At 68.7% G+C, this 24,300-nt stretch carries 26 protein-coding genes; 12 read left to right on the plus strand and 14 right to left on the minus strand.

Features of this window, described 5'->3' with window-relative positions; translation table 11 throughout:
- Window positions 1-10 precede the first annotated feature (10 nt).
- The 5 genes from EDF39_RS04380 (at window position 11) to EDF39_RS04400 (ending at window position 4,294) form a co-directional block, all read left to right on the plus strand.
- Complete coding sequence (locus tag EDF39_RS04380) at window positions 11-769, plus strand: YcnI family protein (protein ID WP_123940805.1); 759 nt, start codon at window positions 11-13, stop codon at window positions 767-769.
- On the plus strand, window positions 766-1,404 hold the full coding sequence (locus EDF39_RS04385) for a copper resistance CopC family protein (RefSeq protein ID WP_123940807.1): 639 nt from the start codon (window positions 766-768) through the stop codon (window positions 1,402-1,404). Before EDF39_RS04380 ends, EDF39_RS04385 begins: the two co-directional genes overlap by 4 nt.
- Before the next feature lie 189 nt (window positions 1,405-1,593).
- Complete coding sequence (locus tag EDF39_RS04390) at window positions 1,594-2,886, plus strand: adenylosuccinate synthase (RefSeq protein ID WP_055962352.1); 1,293 nt, start codon at window positions 1,594-1,596, stop codon at window positions 2,884-2,886.
- 47 nt (window positions 2,887-2,933) lie between these two features.
- The gene (locus EDF39_RS04395; protein WP_055961060.1) at window positions 2,934-3,245 is read left to right on the plus strand and encodes a chorismate mutase; all 312 of its coding nucleotides are present in this window, start codon (window positions 2,934-2,936) and stop codon (window positions 3,243-3,245) included.
- Window positions 3,242-4,294, plus strand: coding sequence for a beta-propeller fold lactonase family protein (locus EDF39_RS04400; RefSeq protein WP_123940809.1), 1,053 nt, complete (start codon window positions 3,242-3,244; stop codon window positions 4,292-4,294). The genes EDF39_RS04395 and EDF39_RS04400 overlap by 4 nt, the downstream gene beginning before the upstream one ends.
- 113 nt (window positions 4,295-4,407) lie before the next feature.
- Here the strand turns inward: EDF39_RS04400 and EDF39_RS04405 are convergent, their stop codons facing one another.
- The 6 genes from EDF39_RS04405 to EDF39_RS04430 form a co-directional block, all read right to left on the minus strand.
- Window positions 4,408-4,659: a hypothetical protein gene (locus tag EDF39_RS04405; protein ID WP_123940811.1), complete on the minus strand. Its 252-nt coding sequence runs from the start codon at window positions 4,657-4,659 to the stop codon at window positions 4,408-4,410.
- A 12-nt stretch (window positions 4,660-4,671) separates the two neighbouring features.
- A complete protein-coding gene (locus EDF39_RS04410; protein WP_123940813.1) occupies window positions 4,672-5,178 on the minus strand; it encodes a hypothetical protein in 507 nt (168 codons plus the stop codon).
- 277 nt (window positions 5,179-5,455) lie between these two features.
- Entirely contained in the window at window positions 5,456-7,795 is a 2,340-nt protein-coding gene (gene purL / locus EDF39_RS04415; protein ID WP_123940815.1) for a phosphoribosylformylglycinamidine synthase subunit PurL, read from the minus strand.
- Window positions 7,792-8,487, minus strand: coding sequence for a phosphoribosylformylglycinamidine synthase subunit PurQ (gene purQ, locus EDF39_RS04420; protein WP_055962349.1), 696 nt, complete (start codon window positions 8,485-8,487; stop codon window positions 7,792-7,794). The genes purL and purQ overlap by 4 nt, the downstream gene beginning before the upstream one ends.
- Before the next feature lie 11 nt (window positions 8,488-8,498).
- Window positions 8,499-8,795, minus strand: a complete 297-nt coding sequence (gene purS, locus EDF39_RS04425; RefSeq protein ID WP_123940817.1) for a phosphoribosylformylglycinamidine synthase subunit PurS — start codon at window positions 8,793-8,795, stop codon at window positions 8,499-8,501.
- Between the two features lie 405 nt (window positions 8,796-9,200).
- Entirely contained in the window at window positions 9,201-10,067 is an 867-nt protein-coding gene (locus EDF39_RS04430) for a cytochrome c oxidase assembly protein (protein ID WP_233572965.1), read from the minus strand.
- Between the two features lie 118 nt (window positions 10,068-10,185).
- Here EDF39_RS04430 and EDF39_RS04435 point away from each other — a divergent pair, with 118 nt between their 5' ends.
- The gene (locus EDF39_RS04435; protein WP_123940819.1) at window positions 10,186-10,692 is read left to right on the plus strand and encodes a Fur family transcriptional regulator; all 507 of its coding nucleotides are present in this window, start codon (window positions 10,186-10,188) and stop codon (window positions 10,690-10,692) included.
- On the plus strand, window positions 10,685-12,190 hold the full coding sequence (locus EDF39_RS04440) for a catalase (protein ID WP_123940821.1): 1,506 nt from the start codon (window positions 10,685-10,687) through the stop codon (window positions 12,188-12,190). The genes EDF39_RS04435 and EDF39_RS04440 overlap by 8 nt, the downstream gene beginning before the upstream one ends.
- Before the next feature lie 343 nt (window positions 12,191-12,533).
- Here EDF39_RS04440 and EDF39_RS04445 read toward each other — a convergent pair whose 3' ends face one another.
- From EDF39_RS04445 to purD, 4 genes are all read right to left on the minus strand, one after another.
- On the minus strand, window positions 12,534-13,136 hold the full coding sequence (locus EDF39_RS04445; RefSeq protein WP_123940823.1) for a GNAT family N-acetyltransferase: 603 nt from the start codon (window positions 13,134-13,136) through the stop codon (window positions 12,534-12,536).
- 136 nt (window positions 13,137-13,272) lie between these two features.
- Entirely contained in the window at window positions 13,273-13,767 is a 495-nt protein-coding gene (locus EDF39_RS04450; protein ID WP_233572966.1) for a GNAT family N-acetyltransferase, read from the minus strand.
- An 88-nt stretch (window positions 13,768-13,855) separates the two neighbouring features.
- The gene (locus EDF39_RS04455) at window positions 13,856-14,764 is read right to left on the minus strand and encodes a phosphoribosylaminoimidazolesuccinocarboxamide synthase (protein WP_123940826.1); all 909 of its coding nucleotides are present in this window, start codon (window positions 14,762-14,764) and stop codon (window positions 13,856-13,858) included.
- Window positions 14,761-16,062: a phosphoribosylamine--glycine ligase gene (gene purD, locus EDF39_RS04460; protein ID WP_123940828.1), complete on the minus strand. Its 1,302-nt coding sequence runs from the start codon at window positions 16,060-16,062 to the stop codon at window positions 14,761-14,763. Before purD ends, EDF39_RS04455 begins: the two co-directional genes overlap by 4 nt.
- Before the next feature lie 19 nt (window positions 16,063-16,081).
- Here purD and EDF39_RS04465 point away from each other — a divergent pair, with 19 nt between their 5' ends.
- Both EDF39_RS04465 and EDF39_RS04470 read left to right on the plus strand, forming a co-directional pair.
- A complete protein-coding gene (locus tag EDF39_RS04465; protein ID WP_123940830.1) occupies window positions 16,082-16,459 on the plus strand; it encodes a sterol carrier family protein in 378 nt (125 codons plus the stop codon).
- A 76-nt stretch (window positions 16,460-16,535) separates the two neighbouring features.
- Window positions 16,536-16,901: a hypothetical protein gene (locus tag EDF39_RS04470; protein WP_123940832.1), complete on the plus strand. Its 366-nt coding sequence runs from the start codon at window positions 16,536-16,538 to the stop codon at window positions 16,899-16,901.
- A gap of 41 nt (window positions 16,902-16,942) precedes the next feature.
- Here EDF39_RS04470 and EDF39_RS04475 read toward each other — a convergent pair whose 3' ends face one another.
- The 3 genes from EDF39_RS04475 to purF form a co-directional block, all read right to left on the minus strand.
- Window positions 16,943-18,514: a transporter gene (locus EDF39_RS04475; RefSeq protein WP_123940834.1), complete on the minus strand. Its 1,572-nt coding sequence runs from the start codon at window positions 18,512-18,514 to the stop codon at window positions 16,943-16,945.
- Window positions 18,496-19,299, minus strand: coding sequence for an ABC transporter ATP-binding protein (locus EDF39_RS04480; RefSeq protein ID WP_233573034.1), 804 nt, complete (start codon window positions 19,297-19,299; stop codon window positions 18,496-18,498). The genes EDF39_RS04475 and EDF39_RS04480 overlap by 19 nt, the downstream gene beginning before the upstream one ends.
- A 116-nt stretch (window positions 19,300-19,415) precedes the next feature.
- Window positions 19,416-20,879: an amidophosphoribosyltransferase gene (purF, locus tag EDF39_RS04485; protein ID WP_123942283.1), complete on the minus strand. Its 1,464-nt coding sequence runs from the start codon at window positions 20,877-20,879 to the stop codon at window positions 19,416-19,418.
- Between the two features lie 71 nt (window positions 20,880-20,950).
- On the opposite strand from purF, the gene purM reads away from it, so the two are divergent.
- On the plus strand, window positions 20,951-22,096 hold the full coding sequence (gene purM / locus EDF39_RS04490; RefSeq protein WP_123940838.1) for a phosphoribosylformylglycinamidine cyclo-ligase: 1,146 nt from the start codon (window positions 20,951-20,953) through the stop codon (window positions 22,094-22,096).
- Between the two features lie 262 nt (window positions 22,097-22,358).
- Complete coding sequence (locus tag EDF39_RS04495) at window positions 22,359-22,553, plus strand: hypothetical protein (RefSeq protein ID WP_055961013.1); 195 nt, start codon at window positions 22,359-22,361, stop codon at window positions 22,551-22,553.
- Window positions 22,554-22,633: 80 nt separating this feature from the next.
- Here EDF39_RS04495 and EDF39_RS04500 read toward each other — a convergent pair whose 3' ends face one another.
- Complete coding sequence (locus EDF39_RS04500; RefSeq protein WP_055961010.1) at window positions 22,634-22,870, minus strand: DUF3073 domain-containing protein; 237 nt, start codon at window positions 22,868-22,870, stop codon at window positions 22,634-22,636.
- A 184-nt stretch (window positions 22,871-23,054) separates the two neighbouring features.
- Here EDF39_RS04500 and EDF39_RS04505 point away from each other — a divergent pair, with 184 nt between their 5' ends.
- A complete protein-coding gene (locus EDF39_RS04505; protein ID WP_123940840.1) occupies window positions 23,055-24,197 on the plus strand; it encodes an NAD(P)-binding domain-containing protein in 1,143 nt (380 codons plus the stop codon).
- Window positions 24,198-24,300: the final 103 nt, after the last annotated feature.

A 24,300-nucleotide genomic window follows, 5' to 3' on the forward strand; every position in this document is an offset into this window, starting at 1 on the left:
ACGATTCACCATGCCCACCACCCGCACCCGCACCCGCACCCGCACCCTCGCCCTGCGCACCGCGTTCACTCTTCCCCTCGCTGGTGCCCTCGCACTGGCCGCACCTCTCGCCGCATCGGCACACGTGCACGTCGAGGGCGATGACGTGACCGCCGGTTCGTACTCCACGCTCCAGTTCAAGGTTCCGACCGAGTCGGCCACCGCGTCGACGACCAAGGTCGCTGTCGACTTCCCGACCGACCACCCCTTCACCTCGGTGTCGTTCCAGCCGCTCGCCGGCTGGAAGGCCGTCGTGACCACCGGCACGCTCCCCAAGGCCGTGAAGACCGACTACGGCACCATCACGAAGGCGGTCACCCGCGTCACCTGGACCGCCGACTCGACCGCCGACGGGATCGCGCCGGGTGAGTTCCAGCTCTTCACCGTGTCGGCCGGTGCCGTTCCCGAGGTCGACGAGGTCGAGCTCCCGACGACTCAGACCTACAGCGACGGCAGCGTGGTCAAGTGGAACGAGCCGACGCCCGCCGACGGCGAAGAGCCCGAACACCCCGCTCCGGTGCTCGCGATCGGTGCGGCGACCGACAGCCACCACGGGGGCGTGACGGCCACCGATACGGCGACGGCGACGCCGGTGGCATCCGCCAGTACCGGAACCACCTCGGGCCTGGGGCTCGGCTTCGGCATCGCCGGTCTCGGGCTCGGAGCCCTGGCCCTCGTGGTCGCGCTCCTCGCCTACGTGCGGAGCACTCGAGGCTCGGCCCGCTCGTGAGGCGCCTCGCCACGGCCCTCGGAGTCACCCTCGGGGTCGGCGCCCTCGTGCTCGCCCCGGCAGCCGCCGCGAACGCGCACGACTACCTCGTGTCGTCGACGCCGAAGGCCGGCTCGACCGTGTCGACCGAGCTCACGAGCGTCAAGCTGACCTTCGACGATCGCGTGCTCGACCTGTCGGGCGACGGTTCGTCGAATGTCGTCCAGGTGACCGGCCCAGCCGGAAAGCACTTCGAGACCGGTTGCCCGACCATCGCCGACACCGACGTGACGGTGCCGGTTGCCCTGGGCGCGTCCGGCGACTACACGGCCCGCTGGCAGATCGTCTCGGCCGACGGGCACACGGTGACGTCGTCGCTCGCGTTCAGCTACGACAAGCCGGCGTCGGTGACCGCAGCGGAGGGCGCCGACCGCAGGCCGACCTGCGGTGACCAGGCGCCCGCAGCCTCGTCGGGCTCTGCGGCGGCGACCGATGGCGATGGCACCGCCCCGGAGGCGACGAGCCAAGGATCCAACGGCCTCCCCCTCGCCCTCGGGGTCGGCGGCGGGGTGATCCTCGTCGCGCTCGTGGCCGTCGTCGTGGTGCTCACCAGGGCGCGGCGCGGTTCCGGCTCACAGCCGCCCTCGGCCGACTAGGGCCGGCGAACCCGCGTCAGACCGAAATAACGCAATCGAGCCACGGCATGCCGTGGCTCGATTGTGTTTTAGTGTCTCGATCGTGCTTTTCGTGAGTCGATTCTGCCCGCCGGGCCGTCGGATCCTCGGCTCCGATACACTGGGGTGCACCTGCGCACGGGTGCGATCCCCGACCGCGAGGAGAACACCATGCCCGCAATCGTGATCATCGGAGCCCAGTGGGGCGACGAGGGCAAAGGCAAGGCGACCGATCTGCTCGGCAGCCGCATCGACTACGTCGTCAAATTCAACGGTGGCAACAACGCCGGCCACACGGTCGTGATCGGCAATCAGAAGTACGCCCTGCACCTGCTGCCCTCGGGCATCCTGACCCCGGGCGTGACGCCGGTGATCGGCAACGGTGTCGTGGTCGACATCGAGGTGCTGTTCGACGAGCTCGACGCCCTCATCGCCCGAGGCGTCGACGTGTCGAAGCTCCGTGTCAGCGCCAACGCGCACCTCATCACGCACTACCACCGCACCCTCGACAAGGTCACCGAGCGCTTCCTGGGCTCGCGTTCGATCGGCACCACCGGTCGCGGCATCGGGCCGGCCTACGCCGACAAGATCAACCGCGTGGGCCTGCGGGTGCAAGACCTCTTCGACGAGAACATCCTGCGGCAGAAGGTCGAGGCGGCCCTCGACCAGAAGAACCACCTGCTCGTCAAGATCTACAACCGCCGGGCGATCAGCGCCGACGAGGTCGTCGAGACGCTGCTCAGCTACGCCGAGCGCCTGCGCCCCATGGTCGCCGACACCGCCCTCGAGCTGCACCACGCGCTCGAAGCGGGCAAGAACGTCCTCTTCGAGGCGGGCCAGGCGACCATGCTCGACGTCGACCACGGAACGTACCCGTTCGTGACCTCGTCATCGGCCACAGCGGGCGGCGCCTCGACCGGTTCGGGCATCGGCCCGGGGCAGATCTCGCGCGTCGTCGGAATCGTCAAGGCGTACACGACCCGCGTCGGAGCCGGCCCGTTCCCGACCGAGCTCTTCGACGCCTCGGGCGAGTTCCTCCGCAGCCAGGGCTTCGAGTTCGGCACCACGACCGGTCGCCCGCGTCGCTGCGGCTGGTACGACGCCCCGATCGCGCGCTACTCGGCTCGCATCAACGGCGTGACCGACTTCGTGCTGACCAAGCTCGATGTGCTGACCGGCCTCGAGACCATCCCCGTCTGTGTGGCCTACGAGGTCGACGGCGTCCGCTTCGACGAGATGCCCGTCTCGCAGTCCGACTTCCACCACGCGAAGCCGATCTACGAAGAGTTCCCCGGCTGGAACGACGACATCACGGGCGCGCGCACCTTCGCCGACCTGCCGAAGAACGCGCAAGACTACGTGCTCGCCATCGAGAAGATCTCAGGATCCCGCATCTCCGTGATCGGGGTCGGCCCCGGGCGCGACGAGGTCATCGTCCGCCACGACCTCCTCGGCGACGAGTAACAAAGCCGCACCAGATTCTGCAAGGCCGCGACCGATAAAGTCGAGCCATGGAACCGAACCCCAGCGCCGTCGAGCGGCTACAGAGCATCCGAGAGAGCATCGACAACATCGACGCGGCCCTGGTCCATCTGCTCGCCGAACGGTTCAAGTTCACGCAGACCGTCGGCCACCTCAAGGCGGATGCGGGGATGCCGGCGAGCGACCCGGGCCGCGAGGTCGAGCAGATCAAGCGCCTTCGGGCCATCGCGGCCGACTCGCGCCTCGATCCCGACTTCACCGAGAGCTTCCTCAACTTCATCGTGGCCGAGGTCATCCACCACCACGAGCGAATCGCCTCGGGCGTCCGAGACGAATCATGAGCGAGGCCCGCACACGTTTCTACCTGGGCTCGTACACCGCCACGAGTGGCGGGCGGGGCGAGGGTGTCTCGGTCTTCGAGCGGCAGGCGCGTGACGGGCAGTGGAAGCTGATCCAGGTCGCACCGGTCGACGACCCGTCGTTCCTCACCCTCACCGAGGGGGAGGTGCACATCGTCTCCGAGACGGCGGCGGGGCGCGTCGTCTCGTTCACGAACTCGGCCGGTGAGCTCGTACCCGCCTCGATCGCCGCATCGGGCGGTAGCGCCCCCTGCCACGTCGTCGTCGATCCGGCTTCAGGATCCCTCGTGGTCGCCAACTACACGGCCGGAACGGTCGCTGTCCTTTCTGCCGATGCGTTGGATCCTGCGCGAGTGGCCCGCGTGCTCCCCCTGCCTGCTGGCACCGGGCCCCACGTCGAGCGTCAGGAGGCGCCGCACGCCCACAGCGCCACACCGACGCCGTGGGGCACGCTGCTCGTCGCCGACCTCGGCACGGACCGCCTCTTCGAGGTCGCCGTCGATCCGATCACCCTTGAACCGTCGTTCGTCGGCGCGCATGCGTTGCCCGCCGGATCGGGGCCACGGCATCTCGCCTGGCTCGGCGAGCAACTCGTCGTCGCGGGCGAGCTGGACGGCTGCCTGCACGTGTTGTCGCACTCTGCCGAGGGGTTCACCCTCGACTACTCGGTGCTGGCCTGCGACCCATCGGTCGAGGCAGGCACGGGCGAGACGCTCCTCTCGCACCTCGTGGTGCAGGGCGGGCGGGTGTACGTCGCAGTTCGCGGGCGTGACACCATCGCCGTGCTCGCGGGCTCGGAGCCGGACGGAGACACGTCCACGGCCACGGCCGGGCGCCTAGCGCTCGTGGCCGAGGTGCCGTGCGGCGGTCGGTGGCCGCGCCACTTCGCGATCGACGCGGGCGAGATGCTCGTCGCGAACCAGCTCTCCGACACGGTCGCGGTCTTGCCGATCGACCCGGCGACGGGTGTGCCGGGTGCCCCAACCGCGCTCATCGCGACGGGTTCGCCCGCCTGCATCGTCTTCGCCTAGCGTCGCGTCGCGTCGCGTCGCGTCGCGTCGCGTCGCGCCGCGCCGCGTCGCGCCGCGCGTGAGACCTCAAATTCGACAGGCGCCGGGCGCGGATCCTGGTCGTTTTTGAGGTCTCACGGAGTTCGTTCGCGATGGAGGCGGGCGATTCGGGTGCAGAGCGCATCGAGGTGGCGCATGTCGGCGGCGGTGACCCTCACGGTGCGCCAACCGGCATCGTCGAAACGTTCGCGCCGCGCGATATCGGCGAACCATTGGTCGCGATCGGTGCGGTGGTAATCGCCCTCGTACTCGATAGCGAGGCGTTGCTCGTCGTAGGCGAGGTCGGCTGCACCCAGCCAGGCACCATCCGGGCCGTACTTGGTCACGTTGATCTCGGGCTAGGGGAGACCGGACTCGACGAGCGCGAGTCGGAGCCGCGTCTCTTGGGGTGACTTCGAACCGGCTCGAATACGGGTGGCGGCGCGGCGGAGTCGAGCGGATCCTTTGCCAGTGGCCTTTCTGGCAGCGGCCGCGAGGTCGGACGGATCGCAGTGGTGAGCTCCGCGGTAGGGCGACCACTCCCCGGCGAGGGCATCGCCCACGACGACGAGCTCGATGTCGTCCAGGGTGGTCCGGCAGTCGACCCAGGTGTCGATGGGCGTGCTGACCGGAATCCCCGCGCGAAGCACGTGCGGAGGTGCGGATCGACGGAGGTGGCCGACGACTCCTCGGCGTCGGAGTGCATTGCCCGAGCGCGTCGTGACATGGAGTGGTGCGTCATTCGACTCGAGCGCGGCGGGTAGGGGCAACCCCCACAGAATCGCCGCGGTGACGTGGCTGAAAAACGCGCCCTCGGGAAGGGCTGGCAGCAGCGCCCGGCAGAGATCGACTACCCGATCTCTCACGCCCCGCGGTGGCCCAGTGTCTCGTTGCCTGCGCCGAATGCCATGGAAGGGCCGCTCCCACTCGACGCGACGAAGGTCGGCCGGTGTCACCCCGCGCGCTTCGGCGTCGCGAACTCGAAAGGCTTCAGGGTCGTGGTTCACCCGCCGATCATGCCCGCCCGCGCACTCCGCCCGCGCTGTTGTGCCCCCACCCTGTGGAGAACGCGCGAGACCTCAAATTCGACAGGCGCCGGGCGCGGATCCTGGTCGATTTTGAGGTCTCACGGTGGAGCGTGAGCTACTCGGCGATTAGCGCTCCGAAGCGGGCGGGAAGAGTGCCGCGGTGGGTCGACTGGAGCTCGTTGAGGTCGACTGTGAAGAGGTCTTGCACCTCGAGGCCCGGGTTCTGCTTGTCGGTGACACCGATGCGGGCGACGGGGTAGCCGCGACCCTCGCAGAGGCCGCGGAACTTCACGTCGTCTTCGCGGGGGACGGACACGAGCACGCGGCCGGTCGACTCCGAGAAGAGGGCCGTCGCGGCGTCGACCCCGTCGCGCTCCATGACCTCGTCGAGCCACACTCGGGCGCCGACGCCGAAGCGGAGAACCGACTCGGCGAGGGCCTGGCCGAGGCCGCCTTCGCTGAGATCGTGCGCCGATCCGAGGAGCGACTCGCTGCCGCCGGCGGCCAGAAGGCCCGCAAGCTGACGCTCGGCCTCGAGGTTGACCGCGGGGGGACGGCCGCCGAGGTGATCGTGGATGGTGCCCGCCCAGGCCGAGCCGTCGAGCTCCAGCGACGTGGTACCGAGGAGGTAGATGTTGTCGCCCTCGTCTTGCCACCCCGAGGGGATCCGCTTTGCGACGTCGTCGATCACGCCGAGCACGCCGATGACGGGCGTGGGGTGGATCGGCGCGGTGCCGGTCTGGTTGTAGAACGAGACGTTTCCGCCCGTGACGGGGATCTCCATCTCGAGGCAGGCGTCGCTCAGGGCTTCGACGGTCTTCGAGAACTGCCACATGACCTCGGGGTTCTCGGGGGAGCCGAAGTTGAGGCAGTCGGTGACGGCGACCGGGGTGGCACCGGTGGCGGCGACGTTGCGGTAGGCCTCGGCGAGAGCCAGGCGAGCACCCTGCGCGGGGTCGAGCTGGCAGTAGCGGCCGTTGGCGTCGGTCGCGATCGCGAATCCGAGGCCGCTCTCTTCGTCGACGCGGATCATGCCGCCGTCGTCGGGGAAGCTGAGCGCGGTGTTGCCGAGCACGTAGGTGTCGTACTGGTTGGTGATCCACGACTTGTCGGCCAGGTTCGGGGAGCCGAGGAGGGCCAGGAACTGCTCGCGGAGCTCGTCGCCGGTCTCGGGCCGATCGAGGCTGCGAGCGGTGTCGGCCTGGAGCTCGTCGAGCCAGGACGGGTAGGCGACGGGGCGTTCGTAGACGGGGCCGTCGACGGCCACGGTGCGCGGCTCGACGTTGACGATCTCTTCGCCGTGCCAGTTGATGATGAGGCGGCCGGTGTCGGTGACCTCGCCCAGCACGCTGGTCTCGACCTCCCACTTCGCGACGACCGCGAGGAACGCGTCGAGCTTGTCGGGGCGCACGACGGCCATCATGCGCTCCTGGCTCTCGCTCATGAGGATCTCTTCGGCGGTGAGCGTGGGGTCGCGCAGCAGCACCTTCTCGAGTTCGATGAACATGCCGCCATCGCCGTTGCTGGCCAGCTCGGAGGTGGCGCACGAGATACCCGCGGCACCGAGGTCTTGGATGCCCTCGACGAGCTCGTCGCGGAACAGCTCGAGGCAGCACTCGATGAGCACCTTCTCGGCGAAGGGGTCGCCGACCTGCACCGAGGGGCGCTTGGTCGGGCCGCCGGCCGAGAACGTGTCGGAGGCGAGAATCGAGGCGCCACCGATTCCGTCGCCACCCGTGCGGGCGCCGAACAGCACGACCTTGTTGCCCGCGCCCTTGGCGTTGGCGAGGTGGAGGTCTTCGTGGCGGAGGACCCCGACGCTCGTGACGTTGACGAGCGGGTTGCCCTGGTAGACGGCGTCGAACACGGTCTCGCCGCCGATGTTCGGCAGGCCGAGGCAGTTCGCATAGAAGCTGATGCCCGACACCACGCCGTCGACGACGCGCTGCGTGTCGGGGGCGTCGATCGCGCCGAAGCGGAGCTGATCCATCACGGCGACCGGGCGGGCGCCCATCGAGATGATGTCGCGGACGATGCCGCCGACGCCGGTCGCGGCACCCTGGAACGGCTCGATGTAGCTCGGGTGGTTGTGGCTCTCACCCTTGAAGGTCACGGCCCAGCCGTTGCCGATGTCGACCACGCCGGCGTTCTCGCCCATGCCGACCATGAGGTTCTTCTTCATGGCGGGGGAGACCTTCTCGCCGAACTGGCGGAGGTAGATCTTCGACGACTTGTACGAGCAGTGCTCGCTCCACATGACGCTGTACATCGCGAGTTCGCCGGAGGTAGGGCGACGGCCGAGGATCTCGCGGATCTTGAGGTATTCGTCTTCTTTCAGGCCGAGGGCACCGTAGGGCTGCTCGCGGTCAGGTGTCGCTGCAGCGTTCGAGACGGTGTCGGGAATGTGGCGCTCGGATCCTGCGCTGCCGGGAGCCTGGGTGAGTTCGGTAGTCACGCGACGAGCGCCTTTCGGATGACGGAGGTGAAGAAGGTGAGGCCGTCGACGCCCGACGACATGGCGAGGGCCGTGTCGGGGCCGAAGCCGGGCTCGGTGGCGTGCTCCGGGTGGGGCATGAGACCCACCACGTTGCCGCGCTCGTTCGAGACGCCGGCGATGTCGTCGAAGGATCCGTTGGGGTTGACGCCGAGGTAGCGGAAGGCGACCTGGCCCTGGCCCTCGATCCGCTTGACGGTCTCCGCATCGGCGATGAAGCGGCCGTCGGCGTTCTTCAGCGGGATGGTGATCTCTTGACCCTGCTCGAAGCCGTTCGTCCAGGCGGTGTCGGCGTTCTCGACGCGAAGGCGCTGGTCGCGGCGGATGAACTGCTGGTGCGCATTGCGGGTGTGCGCGCCCGGGATGAGACGGGCCTCGGCGAGCATCTGGAAGCCGTTGCAGATGCCGAGAACGGGCATGCCCTTGTTCGCGGCGTCGACGACCTCGCTCATGATCGGCGAGAGGCTGGCGATGGCGCCGGCGCGCAGGTAGTCGCCGTAGCTGAAGCCGCCGGGAAGGATGATCGCCTCGACGCCGTCGAGGTCGTGCGAGCCGTGCCACAGGGCGACGGGCTCGCCGCCCGCGAGGCGAACGGCGCGCTGGGCGTCGCGGTCGTCGAGCGACCCGGGGAACGTGACGACGCCGATGCGCATGCCGGTTGCCATCAGAGGGCGGCGGCCGTGCTGGACGCTTCGGCCGGGGCGGTTGCCGAAGGATCTTGGAGCACTTCGATCGACACGACGTCTTCGATGACCGAGTTCGAGAAGACGTCGTCGGCGAGCTGCTTCACGTCGGCCAGGATGGCGTCGGTCACCTCGTCGACGGTGATCTCGAAGCGCTTGCCGATGCGCACCTCGGTGGCGAAGTCTTTGCCGAGACGGGCGAGAGCGAAGGTGACTGCCTTGCCCTGGGGGTCGAGCAGTTCAGCCTTGGGCATGACTTCGACGACGATCGTGGGCACAGGAACTCCATCACGTAGAGGGGAGGCGAGCGGACTCGCCAAGTCTACAAGTCGCGCCATTAGCGGCAGACGCCAAGACTCCTGTCAGCCCGCTCTTATGCGGGGGGCCCAGAGTAGAGCTTGTCGGAGAGACGAGGCCTTGTGATCGGGCTTCTGACTCACTCCGGCTCAGCCGTGGAGTATCTGATCCACTCCCGGCCCGAAGGCGCCCAGTCATTTCCCCCGATGGCTGGGCGCCTCCCTTATTTCCCCTCCGCTGTGTGCCTTTGCAAATTCGAAGGAAAAACGCGGAGGCGAACCCCCCGGATCGGCATGAAGTCGTTGCCGGGCGCGGGTTTCTCCTTCAAATTTGCAAGAGCCCCGGGCACGCAGGCGGTCGGCGAGCCAGCCGGGCAAGCAGGCAGGTCAGTCGCGAGCCCCGCGCAGGTGTGCCCGGGTCAGCTCCTCCATCTCGTCGTCGCTCAGCTCGTCGACGGCGCGGGCCTCCCGGCGGTCGGTGCGGCTCCAGCGCACGAACAGGAAGATCAGCACGGGAATGTCGGCCACCTCGGCGATGAACCAGAGCAGATCGCCCGAGAGCTGCTGGTCGCGCAGCTGTGACGGGAACCACCCGGGTGCGATGGCCGCGACGGCGTGGCCCTGGTCGAGCACGTGGCCGGTGATGCGCAGCACGATCGCGGGGATGGCATCGAGGATCAGCTCGACGAACGCCAGCAGAAACTCGACGGTGATGAAGAAGCTCGTGTGCACGCGAGACCCCTCGAAGACCGGCAGGATCATCAGCAGCCCGGCGACCGGGACGAGCACCGTAATGAGCGATTCGCCCACGGCGTTCTCGCGGATCGAGAAGGCGAGCGGTGTCAGGAAGACCGCGAAGACGGCTAGCGCGAACAGCGGCGAGAAGATCGCGCTGCCGACGACTTTCAGAAACGAGGATCCGAGGAACCGCTCCAATCGAGCCCGCCCGGCCTGCCCGAGTGCCGCTCGGGCCAGGTGCACGGGCCGACCGAGCGCGATGAGGGCCGGCACCACGAACAGCAGCAGTGCGATCCGGGTGGTAAAGGCGAAGCGCAGATCGTGGCTGTACGCGCCGAGGAACCCGAACGAGATGATCGCGTACGACCCGAGCCCCAGCATGAAGAAGGCCGCTGTGCGGCCCGGGCTCCAGCGGGTGCCCTCTTGACGGGCCCGAATGACACCGGCTCCGTAGAGGATGGCTGCCACGACGATCACGGCCAGCGCGACGGGGTCGAGGCGGAACGTGAGCAGCACGGTAGAGACGGGAGGCGTGGCTATTCCAATCGGTGAGGCGGGCGCTGACAAGTATGCGCCCACCGCGAGGAGTCCTCGCTTATTTTGAATCACTCAAAACAAGTGGTTCACTTGTGGCATGACTTCACTCGAGGCGAGCACCAGGATCCGAGACGCGGGACTCCGCGTCACGGCACCCCGTGTCGCCGCGATCGAAGCGCTGATCGACCACTCGCACGCGACGGCCGACGAGGTCTTCACTCGCGTGGCCGCGCGGCTCCCCGGCACCAGCCTCCAGGCGACCTACGGGGTGCTCGCCGCCCTCACCGGCATCGGCATCCTCCGGCGGATCGAGCCGGCGGGCTCGCCCGCTCGCTACGAGCTCCGCACCGGAGACAATCACCACCACGTCGTCTGCTCCATCTGCGGAGCGATCGCCGACGTCGACTGCGTGTTCGGCGAAGCGCCGTGCCTCGCCCCGTCGTCGACCTCCGGCTACTTGGTGACCACCGCGGAGGTGACCTTCTGGGGGCTGTGCCCCGAGTGCCGAGCCTCCGAGCTCGATGGGGCCGCTGGCGCGGCCGAGCCGTCGGATCCTGAACTTTCTCTTTCGTCCATCTCGATCAGCAAGGAGTCTCATGACTGACCAGTTGCACAACCACACGACAACTCAGGCCGGGGCGCCCGTCGCCAGCGACGAGCACTCGCAGAGCGTCGGCGCCGACGGCCCCATTGCGCTTCACGACGTCTACCTCGTCGAGAAGCTCGCCCAGTTCAACCGCGAGAAGGTGCCCGAGCGCATCGTCCACGCCAAGGGCGGCGGCGCGTTCGGTACGTTCACCGTCACGAACGACGTGTCGAAGTACACGCGCGCCTCGCTGTTCCAGCCCGGTGCGACCACCGAGATGCTCGCTCGCTTCTCGACCGTCGCCGGTGAGCAGGGTTCGCCCGACACCTGGCGCGACCCCCGCGGCTTCGCGCTGAAGTTCTACACCGACGAGGGCAACTACGACCTCGTGGGCAACAACACGCCCGTCTTCTTCATCCGCGACGGCATCAAGTTCCCCGACTTCATCCACTCGCAGAAGCGCCTTCCGGGCTCGCACCTCCGCGACCACAACATGCAGTGGGACTTCTGGACTCTCTCGCCCGAGTCGGCCCACCAGGTCACCTGGCTCATGGGCGACCGCGGCCTCCCGGCCTCGTGGCGCATGATGGACGGCTTCGGGTCGCACACCTACCAGTGGATCAGCGCTTCGGGCGAGAAGTTCTGGGTCAAGTACCACTTCAAGAGCGACCAGGGCAACGAGATCCTCACGCAGGACGACGCCGACCGCATCGCCGGTGAAGACGCCGACTTCCACATCCGCGACCTCTCCGAGGCGCTCGAGCGCGGCGACTTCCCGACCTGGAAGCTGTCGGTGCAGGTCATGCCCTACGACGACGCAGCCTCGTACCGCTTCAACCCGTTCGACCTGACAAAGGTGTGGCCGCACAGCGACTACCCGCTGATCGAGGTCGGCACCATGGAGCTCAACCGCAACCCCGAGAACTACTTCGCCCAGATCGAGCAGGCCACCTTCGCCCCCTCGAACTTCGTGCCCGGGATCGCCGCCAGCCCCGACAAGATGCTGCTCGCCCGAATCTTCAGCTACGCCGACGCGCACCGCTACCGCGTGGGCACCAACCACGCGCAGCTGCCGGTGAACATGCCGCACACCGAGGTCAACGACTACTCGAAAGACGGTGGCGCCCGCTACCACTTCTCGTCGGCGACGACCCCGGTCTACGCACCCAACTCGGTCGGTGGCGCACACGCGTCGCCCGAGGCGCACGGTGACGACTCGGGCTGGGAGTCCGACGGGCTCCTGACCCGCACGGCCGCCACGCTGCACCCCGAAGACGACGACTTCGGCCAGGCCGGCACCCTGTACCGCGAGGTCCTCGACGACGCCGCTCGTGAGCGCATGGTCGGCAACATCGTCGGTCACGTGTCGAAGGTCACGCGCCCCGACCTGCTCGAGCGCGTGTTCGCTTACTGGACGTCGGTCGACCCCGACCTCGGGGCTCGCGTTCGCGCCGGTGTCTCGCCCGAGGCTCCCGGTTCGAACGAGGATCCGGCTACCGTCGGCATCTCGCAGTAGTAGGGCCTCTCGGCCTCAGCATCACTAAACCCTCGCGTTCGGCGTCCGAGGTGGTCCTAGGGCCACCTCGAACGCCGCCCGCGAGGGTTTGTGCTTTGCGCGGCCGGCGCGGCGTGGGTTGCAGTGCCGAACGGCCGGACGCGGCGCGGGTCGCAGGCGCGGACGACCGAAGCTTGTCGGAGGTCCGCGCCCGCGACCCGCGCCGCGCTAGATGAAATTGTCGGAGGTCCGCGCCCGCGACCCGCGTCGCGCCAAAAAGATCCGGCGCGGCGTGGGGCGCAGTGCCGGAGGGCCGGAGCTTGTCGGAGGTCCGGCACCGCGACCCTCGTCGCACCAAAATGGATCAGACCATCTGGCCGTTCCAGCGAATGTCGCCGTCGGGCCAGGCCTCGCGGTCGGCGCCGCGGGGGCGGATCAGCCAGCCTTCGTCCTGGCTCACCAGGGTGGATGCTCCGTCGGCGGTGAGGGCGTTGTAGTGGCCGGTCACTCCGTCGAGGGGTTCCCATTCGTGGCGGCGGTAGAAACCTCGCACTGCTTCGCCGGTCTCGAGCAGGCCGAAGGGAACGCCGAGCCCGCTGAGCGCGTCGTCGACGTACGAGAGCAGGCCGGTGCCGAGGCCGGTCCCCTGCAGGATCGGCGAGACGGCCACCATCCCAACGGCACCGACGAGCTGGTCGACATCGCCGACGGTCACGAATTGGCGTCGGATGCCGGCGTGGGCGACGACGACGTCGCCAGCACGGGCGATGACTCGCAGTTCGGGTTGCATTCCGGCCCAGCTTCGAGCGCCCTGGTACCAGTGGTCGTATGACGGGAACGCCCGCGCCAGGGTGGCGGTGATCGCCTCGTGGTCGTCGAGGGTGAGGTCGCCCTCGGCCACGATCGTGAAGACTGGGTGGGTGGGGCCGTCGTCGGCGGGGGAGTCGGCGTCAGCTTGGTAGGTCATGGGCTCACCGTACTCACCGATCGCGCGCACCGACCTAGAGCTGGTGCAGACCTCTAACCGACGCCGTGCGGACTCAGCGACGTGCCGCGGCAAGGCCCGGTGTCCGTGAGACGTCGGGCGGCGGATCCTCGTGCTGCTAGGAGAGCGTCTTGCCGAAGCAGATCGAGTCGCGGTGGCCGACGTAGTGGCCGAAGTTGGGGATGCGCGTGTAGCCCTCGCGCTCGTAGAAGCGGATCGCGTCGGGCTGCGCGCTGCCCGTCTCGAGCACCAGGCGGCTCCACCCGCGAGCCACGGCACGCGATTCGAGGGCCTGGAGCACGGTGACGGCTGCCCCGCCGCCGCGACTGTTCGAGCGGACGAACATGCGCTTGATCTCGGCATCGCCGGCCGGGGCCACGCCGTCTTCGTCGTGGAGCTCGCGGAGGCCCCCGCACGCGACCGGCTTGCCGTCGATCGTCGCGACGACGAACTCGGCGATGTCGTCGGCCGTGGGCTTGACGCCCGGCTCGGAATCGTCGGTGCCGTAGCGGATGGCGATCTCAGCCCGCTGCTCGCAGCGGAGGTGTGCGCCTTCGGGGTCGGTCCACGGGCGATCCTGAATCTGGATCTCCGTCGCAGTTGCGTTCGTCACCGGAACATTCTGCATCTTCTTGGCTCCGATCGTTAATCAGGTGCATCCAGATTCATGGATTGCCGCTCGGTCACGGCCGAATAGCTGATCAGGAGGTGAGGCGTTCGAGCAGCTCGCGGTAGCGACCGGCCGTCTGCTCGACGACCTCCGTCGGCAGCGTCGGCGGGGTGCCTTCTTTGTTCCAGTTGTCGAGCAGCCAGTTGCGCACGATCTGCTTGTCGAAGCTGTCGGTGCGGTTGCCGCCGTCGTAGGTGTGGCGATCCCAGTAGCGGCTGGAGTCGCTGGTGAGCACCTCGTCGGCGAGGGTGATCTCGCCGGTGACGCGGTCGGCACCGAACTCGAACTTGGTATCGGCGAGAATCACGCCGCGCTCTTCGGCGATCGAGGACGCCGCCCCGAAGATCGACAGCGAGAGGTCGCGCAGGGCCGTCGCGGTCACCTCGCCGACCAGTTCGACGGTGCGCTCGAACGTGATGTTCTCGTCGTGGTCGCCCAGCTCGGCTTTGAACGCCGGCGTGTAGATCGGCTCGGGCAGGCGGTCGCCCGATGCGAGGCCGGCGGGCAACGGGATGCCGCAGACGGTGCCGGATGCCTGGTATTCGAGCCACCCGCTGCCCACGAGGTAGCCGCGTACGACGCACTCGATCGGGAACATGTCGAGCGACTTCACCAGCATCGACCGGTCGGCCACCGAGGCCGGAACGGCCGGAACCGCAGGATCCCCGCCGCTGCCGCTCGACAGGAGGTGGTTGGCGACGGGCAACCGCTCGAACCACCACCGGCTCAGGCTCGTGAGCAGAGCGCCCTTGTCGGGGATGCCGGGCTCGAGCAGGTGGTCGAAGGCGCTCACGCGATCGCTCGCGACGACGAGCACGGCCGGGGCGTCGCTGAGGTCGGTCGCGCCCAGCGGCACGTAGAGGTCGCGCACCTTGCCCGAGTAGAAGTGGCGCCAGCCGGGCAGATCGCCCGAGGCGGGGGTCGGCGCGGCGGTGGTCACTCGGCGACCTTCGCGGCGATGTCGCGGCGGTACTGGCCGCCCTCGAGGCCGATTCGGCCGAGCGCCTCGTAGGCGCGGGCGCGGGCCTCGGTGAAGTCGGCGCCGGCGCCGACGACGCTGAGCACCCGGCCACCGGTCGCGACGAGGGTGTCGTCGAGGCGGGCCGTCGCGGCGTGGGCGATGCTGACGCCCGGCACGGCGAGCGCTTCGTCGAGGCCGGTGAGGGCGCGACCGGTCTGCGGAGACTCGGGGTAGCCCGCGCTGGCGAGGACGACCGTGACGGCGACGTCGGTCGAGAAGGTCGGTGCAGCATGCTGCGAGAGCGAGCCGGTTGCCGCGGCGAGGAGCAGGTCGCTGAGCGGTGATGTGAGCCGGGGGAGGACGACCTGCGTCTCGGGGTCGCCGAACCGGGCATTGAACTCGATGACGCGGATGCCCTGCTCGGTGAGGATCAGCCCGGCGTAGAGCAGGCCGATGAACGGCGTGCCCTCTTTGGCGAGCTGCCGAACCGTGGGAAGAGCAATCGTCTCGATCACCTCGGCGACGAAGTCGGCCTCGCTGCCGAAGCGGTCGGCGAGCCAGGGCAATGGCGAGTACGCGCCCATGCCGCCGGTGTTGGGCCCGGCGTCGCCGTCGAGAAGGCGCTTGAAGTCTTGGGCGGGGCTCAGCGGGAGCACGGTGTGGCCGTCGGAGATCAGGAAGAGCGAGACCTCGTGCCCGTCGAGGAACTCTTCGACGAGCACCGAGCCGTGCTGCAGCCAGTAGGTGGCGTGCTCGAGGGCCGCGTCGCGCTCGGTGGTGACCAGCACGCCCTTGCCGGCGGCAAGGCCGTCGGCCTTGACGACGTAGGGGGCACCGAACTCATCGATCGCCGCGGTCGCTTCGGCCAGGTTGCCGGTGCGAACGGCGCGACCGGTCGGAACTCGCGCTTCGTCCATGATCCGCTTCGCGAAGGTTTTGCTGCCCTCGAGCGCGGCAGCTCTCTTGCCGGGGCCGAACACGGGAATGCTGTGGGCACGCAACTCGTCGGCGACACCGGCGACCAGGGGGGCCTCCGGGCCGATGACGACCAGCTCGATGTCGTTTTCGAGGGCGTACTCGGTGACAACCTTGCCGTTGGTCGCGTCGAGCTGGACGGTCTCGACGTCGTGGGCCAGACCAGCGTTGCCGGGCGCGGAGACGATGTGATGCGGTGGTGTTGCCGAACCGGCGCTGCCGTCTCGACCCGCCCCCTCACGGAGAAGAGCGGTGACGATGGCGTGCTCACGAGCACCGGAGCCGAGGACGAGGATTCGCACGGGGGATACCTTATCGAGTATGGCCAAAGCGAGAATCGATCCCTCCACAGGGCGGGCGGCCGTCCGCACGGCACTCGACGAGGGCACTGAAGCCGCGAGGCCGACGACCGCCACGGCGGTCCGCTATCTGCTGCAGCTGCTCGGCGACCGCGAGCCGGGAGCGACGGTCGAGGTGCGGGTTCCTCCGTTCGGGGCCGTGCAGTTTCGCGAGGGGCTGAGCCACACGCGCGGCACCCCGCCGAACGTCGTCGAGACCGACGCGCAGACCTTTCTGGCGCTCGCCGACGGGCGACTCCGATGGGAGGACGCAGTCGACCGCGCGCTCGTGTCGGCGTCCGGCAGCCGGGCCGACCTCGTCGGATACCTTCCCATCGCGTGGGGTGGGTCAGCCCAGTGAGCCGTGGGATCCTCGGCTCTCTCGAAGCGAAGCTCGCCGGGTCGGGAAGCGCGGCTGTTCCTGAGAGAATGGAGTCGTGAGTACGGCACCCGACGATCTTCCGCAGCCCGAGCCGCAGGTCAGCGCGACCCGCGACGAGGTGCGAGTGCGCCGAGCACCGAAATACCCGGTCTTCATCTTCGGCGGAATCGTCGTGGGTGTCGTCGTCACGCTGATCGCGGTCGTGGCTGCACCCGGTGACGACCAGACGCCGTTCGCGCAGGTCTTCGGCTACTTCGTGCTCTACGGCATCGCGATCGGCGCTCTGGTCGGAGCGATCGTCGCCGTCATCCTCGACGCGATCCTGTCGCGCCGCGGTCGTTCGGTCGAAGGGGAGCGGACGGTCGTCGAGACACCCGAGCCCGACGAGGCCGATCAGCCGGTCGACGGCGAACTCGAATAGCCAGTCGGGCAGCACCTCCTCAGCCCCGAGCGGGCTGATCGTCAGCGCTGGACGCGGAGGCGGGCCAGCAGGTCGGGCCCGCGCCGATCGAGCTCGCGGCCGCCGATTCGCACTCCGTTGACGAGCAGGGCCGCGCCGAGCCCCAGCCCGACCACCAGCGTGATCGCGCCGAGCAGGGCGCTGCCCGTGGCTCCCGCGACCACCGCCAGCACGATCTCGGGCAGGGAGAGCAGCAGCAGGACGCCCCAGGTCGCGAACGTGGTCACCGACGTGGTGAACCCGGCCCCGGTCTTCGCGGCGAAGGGGCTGTCGCCCGGCGCGGGCACCGGCAGCACGATCCGCGCCGACGACACGCTCGAGAGCCCCAGCCCGGTGAGCAGCATCCCGAGCGACAGGCCGAGCAGGGCCGGCAGAGACGACCAGGATCCCGCAACCGCCACTGATCCGACCGTGATCGCGACGACGATGGGCACTGCGAACGAGGCGACGGCGATCACGCGCCCGGCGCGATCGGCGCGGCCGGGCAACCCGGCCGATAGGTGCGCCGCGAAGGCGGTGGAGTCGTACGACAGGTCGGTGAAGATCGACAGCGAGACGAGCACAGCGACGACCGGACCCGAGGCGGTCACGAGGCCCGGCAGATCGAGCGTGCGGCTGTTGACGAGGAGCAGAATCGGGAAGATCGGGATCAGGATCAACTGCCTGCTGTAGCGGGGGTCGCGGATCCAATAGGTCAGGGCTCGGGCCGCGACGGCGCCGGTGGGGGTGGCCGGAAGGCGGGCGAAGAGACCGATGTCGCCCGCGGCCGCACTCTTCGAGGCCGGCTGCTGGGTCGAGACGAGGGCCGTCGCGAGGCTGCGGCGCCAGACGGCGACGACGATCGCGAGGGTGGCGAGCGCGATGAGCAGCTTCAGCGCGGCGGCGCCGCGGTGGCCGAGGGCGATGTCGGAGGGGACCGACCAGGCGGCACCGAGCGGGCTCCAGCTCAGGCCCTCCGCCAAGACGGGCAGCGTCGCTGCAGCACCCCGGAGCCCCTGGGCGAGCACGGTGATGGCTGGGCCGAGCAGGAGCAGTGGAATGAGCAGCAGGATCCCCGAGATCTCGCGGTACCGCCGGTGGGCGGAGAGGCCCGCGTTGAGCGACTCGATCATCCGTGACGCGCAGACGCAGGTCAGTACGGCGAGGGTGGCCACCAGGAGGGCGACGAGGGCGATCCCCGGCTGGCGCCACCAGGTGGCGGCCGTGAAGAGGCCCGCCAGGAGCGTCACCGCGCCGGGGATGCCGAGCAGACCGCAGACGGCCAGGGCGGCGACAAGGCGGGTGGGAGCGAGCGGGAAGATCTTGAGGCGCGCGACGCTCAGCGTCTGGTCGATCCCCGACGCGAGCAACGGCACGATCGCCCAGCCGAGAAGGGTCGCCGACCCGGCGAGCACGACGATCGTCTTGATCAGGCCGACCGGGGCCGATCCGAGAAAGGCGAGGCCGACGAACACCACGGCCAGAATTCCGACGCCGTAGATGCCTCCGGCGATGACGGCGACGAGCTGCCAGGGGCTCCGCGCCAGGGTGTTGCGCAGCACCAGCAGCCGAAGGCTCAGGAGGTGCGCAACCACTCCGGCCCCCTCGTGTGGTGGCGACCGCCGACGAGATCGACGAAGACGTCTTCGAGGTCTCGCCCGCCGCGGACTTCGTCGACGGTGCCCGAGGTCAGCACTCGCCCGGAGGCGATGATGGCCACGTGGTCGCACATGCGCTGCACCATGTCCATCGCGTGGCTCGACACGATCACCGTGCCGCCCGACTCGACGTAGCCGTGCAGGATGTCGCGGATGTTGGCCGCCGAGACCGGATCGACCGACTCGAACGGCTCGTCGAGCACCAGCAGTCGTGGTGCGTGCACCAGAGCTGTCGCGAGCGCGATCTTCTTCGTCATGCCGGCCGAGTAGTTGACGACGAGCTTGCCCGCCGCCTCGTTCATATCGAGCAGGTCGAGCAGGTCGCGGGTGCGCGTCTTCACGGTCTCGCGGTCCATGCCGTTGAGCAGGCCGTGGTAGGTGATGAGCTGCTCGCCGCTGAGACGGTCGAAGAGGGCGATCCCGTCGCTGAGCACCCCGACGAGTCGCTTGGCTGCAGTGGGATCAGCCCACACATCGGTGCCCAGGATCCTGATCTCTCCCGCATCGGGGCGGAGCAGGCCCGTCGCCATCGAGAGCGTCGTGGTCTTTCCGGCGCCGTTCGGGCCGACGAGGCCGAAGAAGGATCCGGCGGGAACCTCGAGATCGAGACCCTGCACCGCGACCTTCTCGCCGAACCGCTTGGCCAGGCCGCGGATGCCGAGCGCCGGGGTGCCCTTATCGCTACTCGGCCGACTCGGCGCGACCGAGTCGAGCAAACGCATCGCGGGGTCGGGTGGAGGAGCATCAGACATGGTGCCGATCAGCCTACGCACCCGCCCGGTCTCACCACGGGGTGAAAGAGGGGGTGCCGCCCGAGCGGGGGCTGTCTGCGCCGGGCTCAGCTGAGCTGGTTCGCCTCGACCCACGCCAGGTATTCGGGGGTGACCGAGCCGGTGACGTAGTCGCCCGTGAAGCAGCTCATCTCGAGGTCGGTGACGTTCGACCCCTCGGTGATCGCGGCGCGCATGTCTTCGACCTCCTGGTAGATGAGATGGTCGGCGCCGAGCACCTTGGCGATCTCGGGGATCTTGCGATCGTGCGCGATCAGCTCCTGCCGGGTCGGCATGTTGATGCCGTAGACGTGCGGGAATCGCACGGGAGGCGCAGCCGAGGTGAACGTGACCTCGTTGGCGCCAGCGGCACGGGCCATCTCGACGATCTCGCGCGAGGTGGTGCCGCGCACGATCGAGTCGTCGACGATCAGGATGTTCTTGCCCTTGAACTCGGAGCCCATCGCGTTGAGCTTCTGGCGGACCGAGCGCTTACGCTCCGCCTGCCCCGGCATGATGAAGGTGCGGCCGATGTAGCGGTTCTTGTAGAAGCCCTCGCGGTATTCGATGCCGAGCTTCTGCGCGACCTGCGAGGCGGCCGGGCGCGACGAGTCGGGGATCGGCATGACGACGTCGATGTTGCCCGTCGGGGCGTATTTCGCGACGGTATCGGCCAGCTTGTCGCCGAGACGGAGGCGGGCGTCGTAGACCGAGATGCCGTTCATCACCGAGTCGGGGCGGGCTAGGTAGACGTACTCGAACGAGCAGGGCACGAGGCGGGGGTGCGAGTGGCACTGCTTCGAGACCATCTCGCCGTCGAGCGTGACGAAGACGGCTTCGCCGGGAGCGACGTCGCGGACGATCTCGTAGCCGGCCGACTCGAGCACGAGACTCTCGGAGGCGACGATCCACTCCATGCGACCGCTGCCGTTCAGAGCCAGGCGCTTGCCGAGGATCAGCGGGCGGATGCCGAACGGGTCGCGGAAGGCGAGGAGGCCGTGGCCGGCGATCATCGCGATGGCGGCGTAAGAGCCCTCGACGCGGTCGTGCACGCGCGTCACGGCAGCGAAGACCTGCTCGGGGTCGAGGTCGTGGCCGTTGACCTGCTCTTGCAGCTCGTGCGCGAGCACGTTCACCAGGAGCTCGGTGTCGCTGTTCGTGTTCAGGTGGCGACGATCGATGTGGAACAGCTCGCTCGTCAGCTCACGCGTGTTGGTGAGGTTGCCGTTGTGAATGAGCGTGATGCCGTAGGGCGCATTCACGTAGAACGGCTGCGCCTCCTGCTCGTTTGACGCGGCGCCCTTGGTCGCGTAGCGCACGTGGCCGATGCCCATGTTGCCGAGGAGACCCCGCATGTCGCGGGTGCGGAAGCCCTCGCGAACCTGGCCGCGGGTTTTCGAGACGTGGAAGATGCTGCCTTCTGCGGTAGCGATTCCGGTCGAGTCTTGCCCCCGGTGCTGAAGTAGGAGGAGGGCGTCGTAGACGAGTTGGTTTGCTGGCTCGTGCGCGACGAGACCGACGATGCCGCACATGCGCAGCTGGCTCCAGACCGTAGAGTTGGGCTTACCCAGACAGTCTGTCATGCCTGCGATTGGAACGAGAATTGACCAACTCCGCCGCCTCGAACGTCTCGAGCTCCGCTGCGTCCGCCTCGAGTTCGTATGCCGCGGCCGGAGTCGACACCGCCGCCGGTGACCTCGCCGTCGAGTTGATGAAGTCGGCCGTCTCGGCCACGCACACCACCAACGTCATGGGCGGGGTCGGCGGTTTCGCGGGCCTCTTCGACGTCTCCTTCCTCAAGAGCTTCGACCGCCCGCTGCTCGCCACGAGCACCGACGGGGTCGGCACGAAGGTCGCCATCGCGCAGGCGCTCGACAAGCACGACACCATTGGCCAAGACCTCGTCGGCATGGTCGTCGACGACATCGTGGTGGTCGGCGCCAAGCCCCTTTTCATGACCGACTACATCGCCTGCGGCAAGGTTGTCCCCTCACGCATCGCCGACATCGTCGCCGGTATCGCCCGCGGGTGCTCGGCGACCGGCACGGCCCTCGTCGGCGGCGAGACCGCCGAGCACCCCGGCCTGCTCGGGCCCGACGACTACGACGTCGCGGGGGCTGCGGTGGGCGCGGTCGAGTCGGGCTCCCATCTCGGGCCGCACCTCGTCGAGGAGGGCGACGTGGTGCTCGCACTGGAGTCGTCCGGCCTCCACTCCAACGGCTTCTCGCTCGTGCGCCACATCCTGCGCTCGGCCGACCTCGGCTACAGCGACTCGAACGCCGACCTCGGCGGTGTCATCGGCGAGGTGCTCCTCGAGCCCACACGCCTCTACACGTCGCCCCTGCTGGCCGTGCTCGACGAGCCGTCGCTCCGAGGGAGCGTTCATGCGCTGAGCCACGTGACCGGAGGCGGGATCGCCGCCAACCTCGCTCGAGTGCTGCCGGTCGGATCTTGGACCGAGGTCGACCGCGGCTCCTGGTCGCCGGCCCCGGTCTTCCGTGTGCTGAGCGACATCGCCGGGTCGACCCTCGAGTCGAGCGAGGGCACCTGGAACCTCGGCATCGGCATGATCGCCGTCGTCGCGCGCGACTCCGCGGTCGCGGTGACTGCCCACCTCGAAGCAAGTGGAATTCACACCTGGCAGGTCGGTGCCGTATCGGTCGGCATCCGCGACCTCAGCGGCTTCGAGCAGGGCGCCAAGGGCGTCGACGGCGGGGCCGTGCGGCTCGTCGGGGCCTACGCGGGCTGAGCCGAGCGGCGGTTGCCGAGCCTCGCGGGTCGGGGCGCGCCAAATGGCCGAATCGTCGGGCGGCTCCGCCGGATCCTGAAGTTCAGGCCATCTCGCTGGCCCGACGAGCGCAGCCGCCTAAACGGGGACCGCCGGGGCACAGGTCGGGAACAGCGGAGTCCGCATTTCGCGGGACAAACGGGCGATTTCGACGTACTCTGTGATGGTTGCTCAACGATGAGCGGCACGGCAATGACGCCACATCACCCCAGAGGACCACCCGATGTCTTTCACCCGCACAGTCACCGTCATCGATCACGAGGTCGTCGTCCGCACCGTCGAGGTGCCCGACGAGGCTCCGGCGCAGACATTCACCGCGATCACCGGCGGGCGTCGCACCGCTGCATTCACGGCGGCTGGCGGACTCTTCGTCATCGCCCTAGCCCTCATGCCCGCGGTGACGGCCGCATTCCACTGAGCCGTCGCCCGCATCTCGAATGACGAATGCCGCCTCCCGAAGGAAGCGGCATTTCGCTGCGATGTTCGCCCAGCGAGCGCTCAGGCCGACTTGTGCTGCGGCTCGTCGTGCTCGACGAAGTCGTCGGCGTACTTGTCGACGTACTGGTCGTCGGTGTCGTCTTCTTCTACCTCGTCGGCCCACTTGTCGACGTAATTGTCGTCGCCGTGCGGGCTGGAGAGCTCTTTTTCGAGCGCACCGTAGTTGGTGTCCGGGCTGAAGTACTTCAGCTCGCGGGCAACCTTGGTGTGCTTGGCTTTTTGACGGCCACGCCCCATGCGAGACCCCCTCGTGATTCTGGTTCCGGTTGACTGCAGATGCGACTCGAATCGAAGCGCGCTTCGACTGGAATCACCACCGAGCCCGGGAACTACCGACAGGTAAATGGTGCAAAACTAACCGCAACCTTAGCATGTGCCCGCACGGCACGACCCCGAGTCGAGCTACGGCCAGAATGGATGCATGGTTGTCGCATCAGGAGCCCCCTCTGCCGCTCCGCGAACCAGGGTCGTCATCATCGGTGCCGGTCAGGCCGGACTTTCGGTCGCCTACTACCTCCGCCGGTTCGGTCTCGTACCGGGCTCCGACTTCGTCGTCGTCGACCGCGGCCCCAGCACTGGGGGAGCCTGGCAGTTCCGCTGGAGAGCACTCCGTCTCGGCACCGCCCACAAGGTCAACGACCTCCCCGGCCTCGCCGACCTCGGCCTCAGTTTCGACACCGCCGACCGGAGCGTGCCGGCGCGCGACATCGTCTCCGACTATTACGACCGCTACGAGCGGTACTACGACCTCCGGGTGCGCCGCCCGGTCGAAGTCCGCCGGGTCGACGAGTCGGGCGACGGCGACCTGGTCGTCGAGTTCGCGCACGCATTAGGATCCAGTTCTTCCGCCGAGACTGAGACCCTCACCACCGAGATCGTGGTCAACGCCACGGGGACGTGGGGCTCGCCCTTCCGCCCGTTCTACCCCGGTCGCGACGACTTCGCCGGTCGGCAGCTGACCACAGCCGAGTACGTCTCCGCCGATGAGTTCGCCGGGCAAGACGTCGTGGTCGTGGGCGGGGGAACGAGCGCCATCGGATTCCTCCTGGAGCTCGAGAGGGCGGGCGCGACGACGACCTGGGCGACGAGGCGACCGGTCGAGTGGTTCGACCAGCAGGAGCTCGGCGTCGAGATGGGGCTCGCGGCGGTCGGCGAGCAAGACGACGCGGCGAAGCGGGGGCTCGCACTCCCGAGCATCGTAAGCGGCACGGGGGTGCCCATGACGCGTCGCAATCGCGCGGGCATCGACCGTGGGGTGCTGGTCGATCGGCCGATGTTCGCCTCGATCGAGAAAGACGGGGTGCGGTGGGGCGACGGATCCTTCGCCCCGGCCGACGCGATCATCTGGGCGACCGGGTTCCGGCCCGAGCTGCGGCATCTCGCACCCCTCGGTCTGCGGAGCGCCCAGGGCGGCGTGGCCGTCGAGCGGGGTGTCTCGACGGTGGATCGGCGGGTGTTCTTCGCGGGCTACGGGCCGCAGGCCTCAACGATCGGGGCCAACCGGGCCGGGCGGGTCATCGCGCGACAGGTGCTGCTGGCTCTGTCTCGCTCGCGCTCGGCCTAGCCGGGGCGCTTCCGAATTTGAAGGAGATCCCGGCCGACACGCCGCGCCGATCCGCCTCACTTTCGCGGATCGGCGCGTTTCTCCTTCAAATTCGGGAGCGGAG

Source organism: Frondihabitans sp. PhB161 (assembly GCF_003814635.1).
Lineage (GTDB): Bacteria > Actinomycetota > Actinomycetes > Actinomycetales > Microbacteriaceae > Frondihabitans.

What these genes read in the sequence shown, in the direction of transcription:
- EDF39_RS04380 (WP_123940805.1), top strand. Translation starts at nt 11, where the DNA reads ATGCCCACCACCCGCACCCGCACCCGCACCCGCACCCTCGCCCTGCGC.
- EDF39_RS04390 (WP_055962352.1), top strand. Translation starts at nt 1,594, where the DNA reads ATGCCCGCAATCGTGATCATCGGAGCCCAGTGGGGCGACGAGGGCAAA.
- EDF39_RS04395 (WP_055961060.1), top strand. Translation starts at nt 2,934, where the DNA reads ATGGAACCGAACCCCAGCGCCGTCGAGCGGCTACAGAGCATCCGAGAG.
- EDF39_RS04400 (WP_123940809.1), top strand. Translation starts at nt 3,242, where the DNA reads ATGAGCGAGGCCCGCACACGTTTCTACCTGGGCTCGTACACCGCCACG.
- purQ (WP_055962349.1), bottom strand. Translation starts at nt 8,487, where the DNA reads ATGCGCATCGGCGTCGTCACGTTCCCCGGGTCGCTCGACGACCGCGAC.
- EDF39_RS04435 (WP_123940819.1), top strand. Translation starts at nt 10,186, where the DNA reads ATGACTTCACTCGAGGCGAGCACCAGGATCCGAGACGCGGGACTCCGC.
- EDF39_RS04440 (WP_123940821.1), top strand. Translation starts at nt 10,685, where the DNA reads ATGACTGACCAGTTGCACAACCACACGACAACTCAGGCCGGGGCGCCC.
- EDF39_RS04445 (WP_123940823.1), bottom strand. Translation starts at nt 13,136, where the DNA reads ATGACCTACCAAGCTGACGCCGACTCCCCCGCCGACGACGGCCCCACC.
- EDF39_RS04465 (WP_123940830.1), top strand. Translation starts at nt 16,082, where the DNA reads ATGGCCAAAGCGAGAATCGATCCCTCCACAGGGCGGGCGGCCGTCCGC.
- EDF39_RS04480 (WP_233573034.1), bottom strand. Translation starts at nt 19,299, where the DNA reads ATGCGTTTGCTCGACTCGGTCGCGCCGAGTCGGCCGAGTAGCGATAAG.
- purF (WP_123942283.1), bottom strand. Translation starts at nt 20,879, where the DNA reads ATGTGCGGCATCGTCGGTCTCGTCGCGCACGAGCCAGCAAACCAACTC.
- EDF39_RS04495 (WP_055961013.1), top strand. Translation starts at nt 22,359, where the DNA reads ATGTCTTTCACCCGCACAGTCACCGTCATCGATCACGAGGTCGTCGTC.
- EDF39_RS04500 (WP_055961010.1), bottom strand. Translation starts at nt 22,870, where the DNA reads ATGGGGCGTGGCCGTCAAAAAGCCAAGCACACCAAGGTTGCCCGCGAG.
- EDF39_RS04505 (WP_123940840.1), top strand. Translation starts at nt 23,055, where the DNA reads ATGGTTGTCGCATCAGGAGCCCCCTCTGCCGCTCCGCGAACCAGGGTC.